This is a genomic window from Rubritalea profundi, from assembly GCF_002954445.1.
Classification (GTDB): Bacteria; Verrucomicrobiota; Verrucomicrobiia; order Verrucomicrobiales; family Akkermansiaceae; genus Rubritalea; species Rubritalea profundi.
In genome coordinates this window covers 632979-650320 of sequence record NZ_MQWA01000001.1, presented here as the reverse complement: position 1 = coordinate 650320, position 17342 = coordinate 632979, and the positions used below count along the sequence as shown (strand labels likewise).

Annotated in this window: 10 protein-coding genes; 3 read left to right on the top strand and 7 right to left on the bottom strand. The window is 49.0% G+C overall.

The features are described 5' to 3' along the window. Nucleotides 1-397: 397 nt before the first annotated feature. The 7 genes from BSZ32_RS02840 to BSZ32_RS02810 all read right to left on the bottom strand — a co-directional run bounded on the left by BSZ32_RS02840 (nt 398) and on the right by BSZ32_RS02810 (nt 14493). Nucleotides 398-988 carry a hypothetical protein gene (locus tag BSZ32_RS02840; RefSeq protein WP_105042020.1) on the bottom strand — a complete coding sequence of 197 codons (591 nt, stop codon included), beginning with the start codon at nt 986-988 and terminating at the stop codon, nt 398-400. Next, nucleotides 988-3276 (bottom strand): hypothetical protein, encoded by a 2289-nt coding sequence (locus tag BSZ32_RS02835; protein WP_129589560.1) that lies wholly within the window; start codon nt 3274-3276, stop codon nt 988-990. Before BSZ32_RS02835 ends, BSZ32_RS02840 begins: the two co-directional genes overlap by 1 nt. Before the next feature lie 2 nt (nt 3277-3278). Then, nucleotides 3279-9491: a hypothetical protein gene (locus tag BSZ32_RS02830; protein WP_105042018.1), complete on the bottom strand. Its 6213-nt coding sequence runs from the start codon at nt 9489-9491 to the stop codon at nt 3279-3281. A 46-nt stretch (nt 9492-9537) separates the two neighbouring features. Beyond that, nucleotides 9538-11127, bottom strand: coding sequence for an AsmA family protein (locus tag BSZ32_RS02825; RefSeq protein WP_105042017.1), 1590 nt, complete (start codon nt 11125-11127; stop codon nt 9538-9540). 24 nt (nt 11128-11151) lie between these two features. Continuing rightward, nucleotides 11152-13062 carry a hypothetical protein gene (locus BSZ32_RS02820; RefSeq protein ID WP_105042016.1) on the bottom strand — a complete coding sequence of 637 codons (1911 nt, stop codon included), beginning with the start codon at nt 13060-13062 and terminating at the stop codon, nt 11152-11154. Beyond that, nucleotides 13059-13922, bottom strand: coding sequence for a hypothetical protein (locus BSZ32_RS02815; protein ID WP_105042015.1), 864 nt, complete (start codon nt 13920-13922; stop codon nt 13059-13061). Before BSZ32_RS02815 ends, BSZ32_RS02820 begins: the two co-directional genes overlap by 4 nt. A gap of 220 nt (nt 13923-14142) precedes the next feature. Further along, complete coding sequence (locus BSZ32_RS02810; protein WP_105042014.1) at nt 14143-14493, bottom strand: transposase; 351 nt, start codon at nt 14491-14493, stop codon at nt 14143-14145. A gap of 598 nt (nt 14494-15091) precedes the next feature. On the opposite strand from BSZ32_RS02810, the gene BSZ32_RS02805 reads away from it, so the two are divergent. The 3 genes from BSZ32_RS02805 to BSZ32_RS02795 all read left to right on the top strand — a co-directional run bounded on the left by BSZ32_RS02805 (nt 15092) and on the right by BSZ32_RS02795 (nt 17316). Beyond that, on the top strand, nt 15092-15925 hold the full coding sequence (locus tag BSZ32_RS02805; protein ID WP_105042013.1) for an aminotransferase class IV: 834 nt from the start codon (nt 15092-15094) through the stop codon (nt 15923-15925). Continuing rightward, nucleotides 15912-16826, top strand: coding sequence for a ribonuclease HIII (gene rnhC, locus BSZ32_RS02800; protein ID WP_105042012.1), 915 nt, complete (start codon nt 15912-15914; stop codon nt 16824-16826). The genes BSZ32_RS02805 and rnhC overlap by 14 nt, the downstream gene beginning before the upstream one ends. A gap of 172 nt (nt 16827-16998) precedes the next feature. Continuing rightward, the gene (locus BSZ32_RS02795; RefSeq protein WP_105042011.1) at nt 16999-17316 is read left to right on the top strand and encodes an HU family DNA-binding protein; all 318 of its coding nucleotides are present in this window, start codon (nt 16999-17001) and stop codon (nt 17314-17316) included. The last annotated feature ends 26 nt before the right edge of the window (nt 17317-17342 follow it).

Below are 17342 nucleotides of genomic sequence, written 5' to 3'. Positions count from 1 at the left end.
CAACTCTAGCATGTTTTAAGATCTAGAGGACGGTAAGTTTGACAGAAATTTACTCACATTCCGGCGATAAATAAAGTGGTAAATTCTGAGTATGGTAAAGCGACTGGGGCGTTTTTGCAGCGTCAGTAGCAGACAGTATTTAGTAGTAAGTAGTCAGCATTGAAATTCTGTTACATTCTGTAAATTCTGTCAAAAATCGCTCTATCGTGCTGGAATCGCTTCATCTCCAAAACCCTGAATGCGGAACACTTATTTCAACTCTTTTCGGGATTTTCGCTTTTTAGCGGTAAAAGCGCTTCATCCGACACGCCTGTTGTTATCGCCGGAATGTGAGCTCTTAGATCCAATCTATTCAATAGGGCGTAGCAGTTTTGGACAGAGCACGGCTTGATTTCGCTCAGAGCTTAGTTTTTCTGTCCGTTGGTGGGCGCGAATTGGGGAGTCTCCTAGCTTGAGGAATTACCTCGTTTGCCGGTTTTTGTGGTGGTGCAGCCACATTTTGAGTGAAGCCTTTTCCCTGACCCCAAGCCACAATGAGGCTACTCTCGGGGTCAAACCATATAGTCATCTCTTGGTCCGGAGAACTGAGAGTCTGGCCATTAGCCGGAGGTGAGAACCATGTTGGCGGATTGGACGGGAGTTCTATATCCGAGCTTGAGTCCAGTCGGAAACTATTGCGTTTGATGAGTTTTTCAACGAGCTCTGGCGACGGATGCACATGGATAAACCATTGCCATTTATAGACCTCGCCATCGTCTAACCAGTGAAGACGGACAGCGTGTTCGATTTTGTCTTCTTTTAATGGATGTGCCCAGAAGGCTTTCTTAAAAACCTCTGCGGAATCAGTAAGTTCCTCGTCAGCTTTATGTGACCACTTAGCAATGCTGCTGTGGGTTTGCTCTGGACTCGTTGGAGAGCGAGTCACAATACCAACGGCGATCAATACAATGGCGGTGACACAAATGCCTATAGCGAGTATGGCCTTCATTAATTACCTGAATGGGAGTAGGTGCGAAGGAATAGCTGAATGTCTTTGACGGTATTTGCAAAATTGTCCAAGCCGTTCTGCTCGTTGTTGAGCAGGGTGTAGGCTGGGATGACTATTTTCCATTTGCTGTTCCAGGCACTTCTTCCAACCAATCGGCTGTTGGTGAACTCAGCAGGCACGCGGCTGTAGAAGAAACTAGCGTCTGCTACGGCTCGGAATGCCTGATGCTTTCGATTCACCCATGGTTGCTCAGAGAGCGAACCGTTTGTATTGAAGAACTGCCCACTGTTGAAATCACTTGCTCCGAGGTTGAATGGTAGCGGTAATGCTTGGTCGTCGACCTTCCAAGATCTCAGCGTGTTCACTTCGCCAATCGGCGGAGCCAACATGTAGTCCACTCCACAAGGGATGACGTAGAGATACGGCGTCGCACTGAGTGCATTCTCTGAAGAACCTGCAGGAGCACCAGCATTCACACTACCAGAAGCATAAGGATCCATCCCGACGTAACCAGGGAGGGAGACTCCGATGCTGTGGATCTTTGTGGCAAAACTGGAGGCGCTATAGGCGTGGTCACCACCTGCGAGAGGTAGTCCAAAGAAGTTCTTCCCTTGCTCAATCGTGGTGCTGAAGCTAATTACGATGCCTGGCACTGCGCCGCCATCTGCACTGGCGATGCCTAGACATTGGTTCGCGATGTCTTCGTCAGCCATTAGGTCATAGACCATATGAAGCTGGAGCGTCTGACGCCAGGTTTCATCATCGATGGTGATTGCTGGATCATCCATGATACGGAATAGCTCTTTTCTGAGTGAGAATACCGTGCCGTATTGATCTGGGTTGTTGATCCCGAGACGTCCTTCAGCCACTGAGAAATCAGCAGCGAGTCGCGCCATGGTGCCGGCAAGTCCTGCATCAGCGAGTGTGCTGGTGGTGGCTTGTGGTTCACCATCCTGAATATCACCAAGTGCTCTTGAGGAGACTAGCTGAGAGAAGACTTCCTGTCCTTCGTCAGAACCGAGAAGACCAGTTTCGTAGTCGTAGCTCTTGGCTGCAAGGTAGCAGTAACGAGCAGCGAGATCGTAGAGTGTGCGGTATTGCTCTAGTGATTCATCGCGGAACAAGCGGAAGGACAGATCGCTAGTGCGGTAGCCTTGGATGATCGCTGCGGCGCGCTGGCGGAATAGCTCACGTTCCTCTTGAACGCGAAGCCCTTTAGCCAATGTGCTGCGCACTTTTTCAAGCGAACGCTGATAGTCGAGTGAGTAGGTGTAGAGATCGCGAGTGGTGCCAGATAGCTCTAACCATTGGGCTTGCAGCTCGTAGGCAGCTTGACGCGCCTCAAGACTGAATTCTAAGTCGGTTAATGCTTGGTCAAGATCTAGTTCCTTCTGGAGAGATTTACCTTCCTCTGATCTTGCATCTGATTCATACGTTAGAGATATAATTTTACTAATCCCATATACAATCGCTCCCACCGTCTTAACTGCTCCCCGAGCGGGCGAGGTTGCATCAACTGATAGACCTACATTTGTCGGTAGGTATTCAGCAACAGTATCACTTATCACTAGTGACAGATCTGCAACGAAGTCAGCATTTGCTTGTGTTACCTCCAAACCTGCAATAACTTTGTCGATTCGAACAATTTCAGCATGAGCAGTCGAAGAAGCACTGAGACGCGCTTTGTGACTAGCTAGCAACTCACGGAATGACGCAGCCGAGTATTGGAGTAATTCTTCTTCGTCCCCGTAAGTCTCACCGATCTCTGTGAGAATTAAGAAATTACGATGCGCTTCGTAGAGAACCTGCTGTAGCTCTCCAGTCTCAGGGCGAGATCCTAGGTTTGATTCCCATATTTTATTGTATTGAACAAACTGCCCTGGCTGAACCGTCACCGTTTTCTTGTCATAGAGTATTGCGTCATCTGCTGGAGTCGCGGCATTGATACGAGATTGTATGTTTGCAATTAGATCTGGTCCATCGCTTGTGATCTCATCCTTTGCTACGTTTATCTCTATCGTAAACTCTTCAGCAGGGTTGGCTAAGTCATTAGGCTGATCAACAATAAACCAGCGCAACAGGTCAGGACCGGTGTGCCCTTGAGCGTAGAGCTGACCAGCACCTACGTGACCATTGTATGGACGTCCGTAAATCTCGATTAATTGCTTGGTGTAAGCTAATTCTTGCTGAGCTAGCTGAGCGTCATAGTCATTGAGCTGAGTTTCTTGGCTACGTAGCGAGCGCGACATTACTGCTGCGCGGTTGAATGCTCCCGCTGCGTTGTTCATCGCTAGTTTAGCACGAGTGTAAATTTGCTCGAAGTGCGATTCACCATTTTCAAGTTCAGTAGGCGAGATATCGAATGCCACAGCACCTGGCTGAGGCCAAGTGGATTGAGGTGAGCATTCGCATTATCGATCAGAGTTTGGAAGCCCGTGACAGAAGCGACGAGTAGTCCTAGTTCAGGCACGGTGGTGCGGTCAATTTTTTGAATCCCTTGGTTCACATTATCAACAGCTGGCACCAAGGAGTTGGCTAAAGCCCAGTGGTAGTAAGTTCCCTGAGTGGCACGACTAGTCCATTCCTCTAGTCCCTGTTTGGGAGTGATTCCTGAGCTAGGGTTGTTACCGCGATCATCGCGGAGATGTGACCAACCACGGCCTGGGTCGTCCTGGTAGTTCTTACGGTAGGTGAGATTAAGAATCTGCTCGGACGCTCTGGCTAGGTTGGCTGCTGATGAAGCAAACTTGCGCTCATCATGGTAATCAATCGTGACTGGCTGGCCCAGAACGGTCACAGCCTCGGCACGTGGAATCCAATCAAAGTTCGGACTACTGAGCAGACGATAGTATCCTTTCAATGCCGTGAGATAATGACCGTAAGCATCACCATGACCCTGTGGGAACATGCGCTGAGCATCCTCTTCATCGATTATGCCGTTGGCTGTGTCTGAGCCGGCTTTTTCACGGATATTGTAGTTCACCGCGTAGAGGACTTCCCCGCTATTAATACCGCGAGTGTAGTTCCAGTAGAGTCGATTATAGGCAGGAGCAGTTCTCGCTCCTGGGCTGACGAGATCGTCACGTCCACGAAGTAGTGCTAGTTCTTCATCTAGAGAGCTAGCAACTTGGCTCTCGAACGAGAAGCGACTTGTGTTGACCTCGGTCGCGCCACTTTGATCATCAATAGAGATAGTAGGGTTCGCTGCATCAGCATAGGCTTCGTTTCCTAGGATGTTATAAAGATCATTGAGGTAACCAGCAGCGAGCAGAAGCGCATTGTTGGTGTCTGGATCGTTGACGTTGGCATCGATACTCATCGAGCGCGCGCGGTTGAGCACAGTTTCGTAGATCTCGATGAGGCCAGTGTCATTGATATTATCTAGATTGAGCGCAATGTCTCCCTCCCAGCGAGTGCCAGCCTGAGTGACAACACTTACGTCACTATCGATGGCATTCTCGTAAAGGTTTGTCATACGTTGCTGTGATGGATTGATCGCAGCGAGAACACGCTTGATCCAACCTTCGACAAACATCGGAGACGTCCAGTCTGACCACTGATTTTGTAGCAGGTGGCCTGCTACTGTCGGGCGATAACGTAGGGTGAACCAGCGGTCATTGAGCACGAAGTGGGATGCTCCGAACGGGATAGAAGGATCTCCCCCGACCAAGGCAATATTTGAGTTGAGTCCGTTTGGATCCGAGGCCGTTAGCCAAGTGGTGTTGAAGTTGGGATCTTCCTGGCGTGAGGCGGCATCCACGCGGAAGCTCAGCACGGACTGTGCTGCTGCATCAGCGGTTGTGAAGATGGCAACTTCCACTTTGTTTTCTCCTTGGGTAAAGAAGGAGGCTGGAACATTGAATTGTTTGCTAAGTGCGCCATCGACTATGCCAGATGCTGCACCAGTTGATTCAAAGAAGGCCGCCGGAGCATTGTGGGCTAGGGCGTTGACGCCATTTATGTAGAGGGCGAATCCATCAAAATCTCCAAGTTCAGCACTGAACACAACGCTATTAGGAACTCCTGCTGAGAAGTCTAAATTGTTCTCAGATTTCAAAACGATAGACGGATAGCCTGCGCTTTGCTGCGCCGCGTCGTATCCAGTTGGATACACGGTGATTGCCGAACCGATTGATTGAGCGGAGGCACTTGCATATTGAGCTGATGTTGGGAGGGCGGCTCCAGGACCATCGATAATCCGCCAGAGCACCGATGAACCAATTTTTTCATCCATCGCATTGATGTAGGTGAGTGGAGCTGTTGCGGCACCCGGAGACCAACGCCATTCGAAGTCGTAGTCTTCTACCTTGGCAGCGAAGTCACCACTGTGACGTAGGGAAACCTGCTCATCGAGTGGGTTGCTGGACTGAATCACTTTAAGGTCTCCTGTGTAAAGGCGTTGTTCGACTTCGAAAATCTTCACCTGAACGGGGTCACCTTCTGGTGTGAGGTTGGTGGCTTTACCATTGCCAAACACCATGGTCACATAACCTATGCCTTTGCCGGTCGCTGTAACCGCGTAGCTATCCACAGCCGTGTCAGAGTTAGTGATATAAGCTGCCTGAGTAACAGTGAGTGTATCGTTTAGGCTAGAGTCAGGCTCAAAAGTGCCATTCTGCGAAGCGTGCTCACGGAAGGTTTCGACAACGGTCGAGAGATGATCGATGGCTGTATCCCACTTGTCTTCATTGGTGTCATCGTCTGGGATGAGATCTTTGAGTTTTTTGACGTCTTTAGCTGACAGCACATTGAGATCGAGGTAGTCCTCACCTGCGGGCACATCGTGAAATTCGCCGAGCAGCACTAGTTCGCCTTTGGCGCCACGCAATGGATCAAAATAGAAACGTTGCTGTAGGTGAGCGGGAGCTCTCTGGAAGAAAATTTTCCCTTGATAACTGGTGATTTTCAAGGTCTTTGGCAATTTGTCAAGGTCGTCACCAAAAGTGTAGACTTTCTCACGTGTTGGGTCATGCAACAGAACACTGCCGGTCGAGTCCGAGCCGTTGGCTAGGGATTGCTGATAGAGGACGTGGGCACTTTTTTGACCACGCACTTGCGGAAGTCCAAACTTTGGTAGAGTGAGCGTCTCACCCATACGCAGTTTAGGCACATTATCTGGCCATTTTGGGCGGTAGCTAATTGCGAGAGGTTCGTGTGTTTCGTCTTTATCGATCTGTCCAAGATCCAGTGTAGAGCCAGACAGTGAAAGCTCGCGAAGGAAAGGAACTGCCGTGCCCAATGCTGGCTGCGAGGTGTGACCAGGAATGAAGAAGCCATCTTGAGTCGGATAATAAAGTCTCATCGTGAGACGCTTTTCTAGGTTTCTGAGCACCAAATCATCACCATCTGAAAAGTAGTCAAATACCAAACGTTGTTGAATGTCTGACCAATAGTTTACACGGAGAATGTCTACGGTGCCAGCATTAGGATCGCTCCCCATTGTGTCTGTTCCAACTACGATCGGAGTCGATTTTCCAAATTGAGCGCTAATCTTCTCATTGACATACACGAAGTTTGAAGCAGTGCCATAGGTTGCAGAATGAAATGCGAGGTCACCTAGATCCTCATGAGTTCCACGATGCACCCATGTGTAACCTTTACGGTCATTGAAGGTGAAATGCTTGTAGCTTTGATTTTCTGTCAGATTTGAATTCTCAGGCGCTTCCACACCACTTTCAAAGTTAAGACTCACCAGCTTACCCTCTGTATTGGCTGGCATGGGCAGTGGCATCAGAGGCAGGGGGTATGGGAGGTTCAGCAAAGTGCCAGCAGTCGCTTCATATTCAAATGTGTGTGATGCACTGGTGCGCTGAACCCTGTAGGCTGCCATGTTTGGGCGCTGATCATCTGCATCCGTATAGGCAAGCAACAAGTAGGGCTCCGATGTGTAATCTGCGCCAGTGATAACATTCAGATCCTCACGCAGGGCGTAGCCCCGTCCTCCTAGGTAGAGTGAGTGCTCTTCATTGGGATTGTAGCCCACCTGAGCCGGATCATTTTGGTAATAGATTTCTGGGTCAATCTTGTCGATAGACAGGTCGCCAGTGCCGATGCCCTCTGCGATGGTAATCACAGGCGCTGCACTAGGATATTCGATGGTGTAGTGGCCGACCTTTCCTGGAATATAAAAGGATTGGAACCCATCAGCTTTGGCGGCAACTTTCTTGAACCAACGAACGGTCAACTTATCTTTACCTGGCACCGCGTTGACTGGAATAATGGCACCCGAATTAGCGGCCTCAATACCCTGTGCGATTGGGTCGATATAGGCGGAAGTTGAATAGAGGTCACCGCTGGAGATGTGACCTGCGAGTTCATGACCTGCCGGTGGAGAAATTCTGGTTCCTACTGTTGCCGTGGCTACTAATGGTGCCTGAGCATTGGGTTCAGTGGTGAAGGTGAAGCTATAAGTCCCTATTGCTAGCGCTTGATCGATCTCGATCACAGAATCGTCAAGGATTCGCACAATTCTATGAGTTTCCTCATTAGTGAGATCCGTCACATACATACCGACCTCTAGTCCTAGGGTGCTCCCTACATCGAATTGTTGGAAGTTCCCTTGGTGAGATATATTAGTCTCAGCCCTGGATAGCGTTAGGACCCGCACGTCGTTTCGCCATGTATGAAGCGCTATATACTCTGAAGGGAGTTCTTCGCCCTCTTCGCTGAGACTCACTTGAACATGAGTTTTGTCGATAATAGCTAAGATATAGGCCACATGATTTTTCTCATTTCCCTGCACCCAAACTAGATCGCCAATTTGGCTGGAGCTGGTGTCAGATACTTCAACAATCGTTTTACGTGCTGTCTTTGCTAATGGGGCAGTATACGCCCGATCCTCAGCCTGCGAATAGAGATTTACATACCAAGTTCCCGCTCCATTTGAGAATTTGAGAAGTGAGCGGTTTCGTTGATTTCCAGAGCGGAAGTTGACGAACAGGCGCTGGGTATTGAGGTCGATCTGCGCTTCCGTTTCGCTAGGGTCATCTTGAAAAACGAGGTTTGGTAGTTGGCCTCCTGTAAATGCGATGCCGTCCTCAGGTGTGCTTCCGGCGCTGTCGACCGTATTGAACTCATAGTCACTGAGATTCGGTGACCAACGCAGCCAATAGCGGGTCTGAAAGCTCGGCCACTGGGTGCCGAATTGTCCTTGCGCGAGCCAATAGAAAGCAACCTTATTGTAGGCATTGAGCCCAGCGGGAAGTCCATTGTCGGGTTGATTCTCTGGGCTTGTGCTGACTTCGGCAAAATAGGAAAGTGAGTTATCGGAATTCACAGAGGTGCCGTAATAGCTTCTGGAGTTTTGTGAGGTGCTGTTGAGGCTGGATGCCACTAGTTCTGCGTCGCCTTCACCAGACAAGATCTCTTGCCCTAGGTAGGTTTCCGCATAGCGCACTTCGGGAAGGCGCTTGATGTCTACGACGTCAATCCCGAGGTGGTGATGGATATCACTACCTGCACGAATATCGCCTAGATATTCGATCATGATGCGTCCTTCGACGTTGTAGGCTTTGAGCGAGGCACTGCCTGCCTGCTTATCAAAGTAGAGGGTTTTCAAGTTGGATATGTCTGATGAAGCGCCAGGCAAAAGAACTTCGGTTTTGACCGCCTTGGGGACATTGGGCGTGTAGATTGGGTTGACGCTGATGACACGTCCGTCCGAGACCACGACACTGGGGCCGTCGAAGCCATTCTGAGTCCAATAAATGGTGCGGGGAGTCTGGGAGGCATTGGCGGAGACGCCAAAGCTCTCCCCTAAAAACGAGTAGGCAATCGGCTCAGCTGTGGTCGGTTGCTCGGTGACCCAAGTGACATTCACTGACCCGGCCTGAGCGGCGAAGACCTTTTCCGCATGGGGGCTATAGTAATAGGAAGTCGAGGGAATGTAGGTCTGGACACTTGAGGTGGTGATCGTTTGATTGGCGTTTCCTGCGAGAGTGATTGTATTGCTGTCAATGTCGCTGATCGGTTGTCCGAGTATGGAATAGCCCACCTTGAGTGATGGCGGCACAAAAACGACCGTGACCGTGCTGGTATTAGTATTACTCGTAAGAACTTCTACGGTGCCATCTGGGATCAGCGCACTAAGGTCTCCGGCGATGGTTTCACCAGCGGTCAATGGCTTTTTGCGCCAGTAGCCCTCTGGGGCAGGAGTGATCCCGTCCTCCTGCACGAGTGGAGGCAAGATCTGGTCGCCGATATTGTAGCGAGGCACGCCAGAGGCGAAGGCGCTACCTATAAAAGAATGTTGGAACACTAGCGTCTTTGCCGTATTTGATGGATAGCGAGTCGTCAGCTCACTGTCTGTGCTAATAGCATTCGATGAGGCATTACTCGCCCCCAATCCACCAAACTGCACTCCTGTAGCCGAAGGTCCGGTAGGAGTGCTTAAGCTCCCTTGGGTCGCGGCGTTCTCAATCCTAGCATCCACCTGGAAGGATTGTGCGAGAAGTGGACTGGCCACGCTGAAGGCAGCAAGGAGGGTGATGATGATTCGTTTCATATCCGACTATGAGTTTATTAAAAAAATGTGAGGCGCAGTATCCAACCTATCTTGGACCCATCACAATGAAGGTTACACCAAGGTCTCTATTGGGGACACCATCTCCACCATATACTTTATACCAAAATGAACTCGCGTTGGTATTCATTATGGTGACGAACCCGTGATGCCTACTAGTGTTAATTGCAGCCTGAGTAGCAACATCTTCCTTTATATTAGCTGTGACTGAGGGAATACTTGAGAAGTCTGTATTAAATTTAACTAAATAAAGGCCGGTAACTGTAGCGCTTTTGGTGACGGTATAGCCGCTACCATGAGTGATTACTCCATTTAAACTAACAGTCCCTCGCAACATCCTAAGCATTTCTTCTCCTGTGACTACAGATTTACCATCCGCCGCCACGTTTCCCTCCACACTTAAACCGTCTGCAGTTAGAAACATGCCCAGAGTAAAGGTCTTATCACTGGTCACTTCACCAAAACGAATCCCTCCGATGCCTGTTCCTTTGTGATTCATGATATAGGTAGATCCATTATTGTCCATACGGTTCCACTCGATGTGGGCACCTTGGCCAAAGGTCGTCCCTAGCTCCGACGCGGTAAAATGGCCATTTCTTCCAGTAATAGTCCCTCCAGAGCTCAAAACGCTAGCAGTCACCGTGCCGCCAGTCGTAATATGTGCACCTGTCACCGTGCCTGTCGCAGTTAGTCCACCCGTGATATTCACGCCATCTTTATTCCACTTGAGTGTGTCGACTTTCGTTGGGCTATTAGCTCCAAGAATTCCCCCGTCGTAACCATAAATCCCCGGACCTTGAGTCGGAGCTGCGACATACTGCATATAATTAGTGGTGTCAACTGGGCCATAGAAATTGAGCTTACGTTGGTTTAGGTTTAATTTACCAGCCACTCCTAAATCTAAAGTTTTGGCTAAAGTCAAATTACCAGCCACATCGAGATCTCCAGTCACATCTAGGTCGTCTGCCGCTATCAGCTTACCTGCTGCGTCCCAGCTAAGGGCTGTTGTCTGTGTGCTGCCAGTCTGACTCCCCAGCACACCGCCGCCGTTACCGTAAAGCACAGGGCCGTTGATGGTGTTGCCACCGAATTGCTTGCTGCCAGAATAAAGTCCTAGACCATTGTCTGTGCCGAGAGAGAGGTCTGTTCCTGCTGTCACACTATCAGCACTGGCTGCACGCAGAGCGAACACTGAGCTGACAATGCGCTGGCGAGGGGAGATCTCTGTGTCGGTTCCGTTAAGGATGTCATCACCATCATCGACGGTGATGCCGACGTAGTATTCTGCTACTGATGCAGTAGCGAAGACGCTATTGAGACCGTCGTGCGCGTCCGAGCCAAATTGTGCACCATTTCCCAAAAGAACACTGAACCGTCCTTCGGATAGAGTGGCGGTGTGCTCCTCCGTCCAAAGTAAGTTTCCTCCAGAGGCTGCATCGTAGACTTTAAACAGCATCTTACGGTTGACTGGAGAGCCAATTCCGATGGCATCTCCGTTGGAGTCGGTGACGTAGCCCTGGTAGTTGACCAGAGGAGACACATCTGCAGCAAGTGCAGAGTGGCTAGCAAGAATACCGGCGAAGAGGCCAGAAAGGGTGCTTTTGCGGATGGTTTTCATAATTTTAAAAGGATTCGAAGAGTTTTATTGAGTAAGAGTAGGGATGCTGCTGACACGTTGGATTTGAAAGTGTCCCTTGAGAGTGATCGGGTCGCTGTGGATACCTTCGAGAGTCTCGGTGAAGTTCCCTCCTAGAATGGAGCTTCCCCAGCCGAGTGGGGTAGAGCCGCCAGTCGGTTCTGTCGTAGTGAATTCGAAGTAGAGTGTGCGGCGGATGCTTGGTGATTCGTCACCTGCAGCAAGTGAAGTCTCGAATCGAGCATCCAAGTTATCGTGATCTGGGTGGTATTGGTGCACGAATGGGTTCGTTGGATCATTGTATGGAATGTCAACTTGATGACGAAGTATGCCTCCAGCAAGCCAAGTTCCAGCAGTCACAACGTCGAGAGGGAGATGAGCAACACTGAAGCGCGAGGCGCCCTCTAGTGTGTCTGAGTCGAGCAAGGCCTCAGAAGTGGTCAGACCTAACTCGCCCGAGACATCCAAAGTCCCTAAAAACACATTAGATAGGAGCTTGTTTGTTCCAGCATTATCAAGATGCATCAACAAACGTAGCGGCATTGGCTTAGGCAGAGGTGTCGAGGAAGAAGCTGGAGGTGCCGCAATTCTAATTCCTGGAGCCTTTTCATAACCACTGCCCGGATTCGTGACCGTAAAGGAACTGATCGTTCCACCGCTTATATTAGCAGTGATAACAGCCTGCACACCCTGCACTGACGGTGGGGACACGCTAACAACTGGAGCTACGGCATAACCTTCCGGTTGACGTCCCACGATGTTTACGCCAGTCACCTGACCCGCGGAACCCACAATAGATTGAGCCTTCGGAGTGTAGGGAATGTGAGTCACGCTGATTTCACCCAACCACAATCCAACCACGCTACCCTTGGTAAAGGACACAGGCAGTTCATACTCGATCAGCGCAGCTGCATCTGTAATCGTAAGCAGTGAACCAAAGTAGTTCCCTTCAGTAGCTGAGCTAACACTCGCAGCTGTAGTATCGACTACCAAGCTATACTCGACAGACTCACCTGCCTGCAGAGTCACAGCAGTCGTAGTGAGTGGCGTGTTTACGTAAGTAATTTGCTGTGCGTCAAAAGATCTAATAGCCAAAGGAACGCTGCCTTGGATTGCCGTTTGTCCAGTAGGAGGAGAGCCACTGGCTGTAGGTGTGATTGTCAGTTGCTGTGTAGCTTGCGTAAGATTTTTCAGAGTCATCTTCACCAGGCCACCCTCACTAGAAAACAGAACTCCTTTAGGGTTACTCAACTTGACCTCTACTGGGCCATGATAATCACTCACCACTTCAGCCTCAAACCAGTATGCTTGATTGCGGTTTAAGTTCTCAAAGCTAGGAGAGAATATTTTGAGTGGGTTCGATGCACTCAAATCACCGCCAATGTATTTATAGATATCTGAACCCGTGACCGGGCCGGGGAACGCCGTAGAGAAAAAGTTGTAGATTGAAGCCGGAGCACTACGTTTGGTTTGAAAGGACAGCAAGTTAGCGCCCTCTCTGACCCATTGTGCCTTCGGTGGTCTAGGGGAAAGTATCAGAGCTACGGAGTGAGTGTCTGAGCTAGTTCCCGTGCAGCGCACCAAGTAGCCAGAATTGGCGGTGAGCTTGGTGAGAGTATTGTTGGCTGCGTCTCCTCGTTTCCAAATAGACCACTCGGGTGTGCCGGGTGACTGAACTGAAGGATTCTCTGTATAAAGAACCGATGAGGAACCTTGATTCCATCTCCAGACTTCTGAAATATTAGTCGCTGTTCCATCCGATAGTAGATCATCCAGCGTGGTGTAGCTGGCGTCTCCGTGCAGGTAAATAGCGTTCCAGCCTCCCTTTAGCTGGTAAGTTTCAGTCTTCCACTGGGCCAGGGCCGAGCCTTGGATAGCGATGAAGAGTAGGAGGGAATAAAAGGTGATAGATTTCATCTTACTGTGAGTCGGAATAGGGTGGAGCGCGATGAGCTGGATGAGCTGGATACCTGAGCTGATACAACGCCAACAGCTGAGGCACTGTGATGGTCTACTGCTGCGGCTGAGCCAACGGAAAATGGCACTTGAGTCCAAGTGACGAGATCATAGCTCTGCTCGAGCACATAGACTTTCCCTGTGATTTGATAAAACTCAAAATGAGAAGAGCTGCCGTCAAACTCGTTAATTTTTAAGTAAAATACGTCAGTGTGATCGCCAGCAAATGTGCCCGCGATGTATTCTGCCCAATCAAGTTGGCCATCTTTATCGAAATCTCCATCGGCTGAGATCTGGGTGAGATCCCATTGTCCTAAATTGTTCGGGAGTTGTCCGGATTGGTAGAGTTGCCATTCCTCCCATGTGTCTGGGATGCCATCGCCATCCTTGTCTTCACCCAAGTTGAGGTCCAGACGTAGTCTCTCGCCTCCTTGGCCGACAGAGAGGTCTCCAGACACCTCAATAGGGTAGAAAAGTTGACCGTTGAGTTCTACTGCTAGCGCTAGCTGTTCGTCAGCTAGGTAGGCCGAAGCTTTATAAGGTTCAGTCCCCGGGCGGTTCGCGTCGACCCGAATCTGCAATTCGTAGTTATAGTCGATAAAGCCATTGGTGATGAGTGCTTGGCCAATTTTTATGCCCTGCTTGAGTAGAACTATTGAGGCTGTTCCGTTAGATGGTATACGTACGCCGACTTGGTCGCGGACAATCCCATAAATCGTGAAGTTAGGAGCTGGCGGGAAAGCATGTAAGGCGGAAGTGCCAAATAGTGTTAAAATCAGAGTCCAGAGTAGGCTCGTCCGAGTGATGAATTTATTTGTCATGTGGAATTTTTGTTGCCCCTTACTTGAATGCTAATAGTGGGTCAAGTGTTTTATGGTAGATTGGTTAGAGTTGTTAGAGTTGTTAGGGTTGTTAGATTGTTTGTATTTAGCGGGTTACCCATGCGCGTTAAGCTAAGGAGGTTATTAATTCTTCGAGTAGTTCATCTAGCGTACTTCGCGCCCTCAGATCCATTTGCATATGACGGATGTCCACCTTGAATTATTTTCTGATGTCTGCTATAGATAAGTCACTTATCCATTTGGATGTCAGTTTGAATAGTTTTCCCATGCTGAGTCTTTCGACGTGCTTGAGCAAAGCGAGAGGTCGAAAATTCAGAGCAAATCTTATCATTGAGGCTAGAACTAGACTTTCTAAATACGAAGAGTTGGCTTTGCGGCTCAGAGCCGTATGCATTGAACCCGATTGCTTCCATGCCTTGAAGCGGAGTTCGATGTTCCAGCGTAATCGATAGAGTTCACCTAGCTGCTTCACCGTCATCATCTCCGCGTCTATATTTGTCACCATAATATGCCAGTTGTCACGCTCACGAGCTAGTCTCGAACTTTTCATAGGCTCGGATAAGGCTCACAGAAAAAATAAAGGCATCCAATCTGCTTGTTTAATCATTCATGAGCTGCGTTCGATAGTGCACCGAATAGACCACTATGCGCCTCACTATCTGCCTTGCTCCTAAATGATTATCCAGCGTATCTTATACACCTTTATTTGTTCCGTAAGCCTAACTTCCAATTTTCAGATAATATCTGATAGAGTACAGACATGAGGAATTTCCTCGAAACGAGGTTGGTGTTTAGACATGCCAATCCTACCGACTGATTTCATTTGGCAACTAAATAAAACTATCATTATTCATATATATTTCTCAACCTAAGAAGTTGCGATCTGACTTAACGCGCATGAGATCTCAACCAAGAGCTAGATGGAGAGTCATTCTAGAATACCTCAGAGGCGGCAGCTCGGGGAGATGTTGAGAGCTTGGGAGAAGCGCTTAAAAAATTTAAGACAATCACGCCAGAGCTTAAAAAGTCTGAGGCAGAGGATTCACCTGCTAGTCCTCCTTCAGCTCCGACGCTGAGGTTTATGCCTCCTATTGTAAAAAAGATGAGAGTTGCAGTCGTAAAATGACAAGGTTAGACATTCCCTCAGAATGAATACTGGAGAACGAGACAGTGAGATGGTCTGGGTCAATGGCAAGACTGGCCCCTCAGCTGTGGCTATGATTTCGGGATTGGCTCAAGGGCTGACCCTCGGAGTGGGCTGTTTTGAGACAATGTGTGTTGATCATTGTCGTTTATTTAGATTTTCTAACCATTATGAGCGACTGCTTCGTGGAGCTGGTAAGGTTGGAGTGACTCTACCGTTAGTCGGCGATCTGAGGCAGGCCATTTTGGAGTTGATTGAGATAAATGGCTACCAAACATCCAGTTGTAGAGTGAGGGTTTCCTGTTACCTTGACGACGACTCAACAATAACTGTGATTGCGACGTCTAAAATGCCTGTGCGCGAGTCCACCTCAGCTACAGTTCTATCGCCGTACCGAGTAAATGAGTATTCCGCGCTAGTTGGAGTGAAATCTAGTTCCTATGCGATGAATTTTATAGCTCTGCGTGAGGCTAAGCAACTTGGTGCTGATGAAGCTTTGATGTTAAATACTTCTGGAGAACTCTGCGAAGGGGCGACCTCCAATCTTTTTTTAGTCAAGGATGGTGTGGTCCTGACTCCTCATTTAGAATCTGGTTGTCTGCCAGGTATTGCACGTGAAGCTGTGATTGAGCTCTGCGGAGAACTGGATATTCCGTGTTGTGAGCGCTCTCTGAACCTAGCTGAGCTCCATGACTGCGATGAGGCATTTTTGACAAGCTCAGTTAGACGCATTCACCCAATAACTTCTTTCGAGGGCAATAGTATTGTTAACTCAGCAGAAGGCACCGTAGCTGAACTTCAATCTGCCTATGAGGCTAAAGTGTATGGCTCTGAATAGTTATACCGCAGCTCTAAAGGAGGCTGATGTGGAAAAGCTCAGGCAGCTACTTCACGAGCGTGGTTTTGAATTTTTCGAAAAACAATACGCACACTATACCGCTAAAAAAGGCAAGCTGAACGTCACGGTTTATCAAAAGGGACCCAAGGTTCTGATCCAAGGAAAGGAGACTGAAGACTTTGTCCAGTTTGTGCTAGAGCCTGAAATTTTAGGTGAAGCTCGGCTGGGTAATGAAGAGATCCTCATGCCCGAAATGTTCGAACCCCATTTTGGGGTCGACGAGAGTGGTAAAGGAGATTTCTTCGGACCACTCGTGGTTGCGGGGGTTTACGTGGATAAAGCGAGTGCTCGAAGCTTAATGGATCAAGGGGTGATGGATTCCAAGCTAATCTCTAGCGATGTTAAGATTGGCAAGCTGGCTAAGTTGATCCGTTCTACACCAGGAGTGGTGTGGGAAGTTATTGCTTTGCGTCCGGAGAAATACAATGAGCTCTATACTAAATTTGGTAACCTGAATCGCATGTTAGCATGGGGGCATGCCCGTGTGATAGCCAGTCTTGCGGAAAAGGTGCCATCTTGTCCTGTGGCCCTCAGCGACCAATTTGCCCGTGAAGAGGTTTTACAGAGAGCTCTAGAGCAACAAGGGGAGGTAGTGGCGCATATCGAACTGCAGCAAAGGACCAAAGCTGAGAGCGATGTGGCTGTGGCGGCGGCCTCTATTTTGGCACGAGAAAGTTTTGTGGATTGGATTTCCCGCGCCAGTGAAAGAGGTGGAGTGACCATGCCCCTCGGGGCAAGTTCACGGGTCGTCGAAGCCGCTAGAGACATAGTGGAAAAGCATGGGAGCGAAATTCTGACAAAAATTACGAAAACGCATTTCAAGACCACTCAGCAAATGTAGTCACCCATTTGGCAAAATTGGTAGAGAATAGAGTCATTTTGGTATAAACTCGGACGGGAATTAAAAAAAATTGCGCTTTGTTGCATTTTTTACGCGACAAAAGCGTCAAGATGTGGTCTCCATTTGCCCTCAGCAATTCGGCTGCGAACTTTCATATTACACACATCTAAAAATGGTTACAATTACTAAGCGCGATCTAGTTATTAAGCTAAGCAACGAAACTGGCCTCACTCAGCAAGAGGTTTTTGCCGTTGTTCAGGGCACACTCGACTCTATCACAGAAGAGCTAGCAAAAGGCAATTCAGTGGTCATGCGTAACTTCGGAGCCTTTCAGGTTCGTGAAGTTAAAGGTAAGATCGGCCGCAATCCTAAGGATCCATCCAAGGATGTGCCAATCCCACCCCGCGCAGTGGTTAAGTTCAAGCCTGGCAAAGAGATGAAAGAGAAGGTTGCTCGCATCCTTCCTACTCTCCAGGAAGAAAGCGTCTAGTCCTCGCGACTAACCCCCTAGACCAA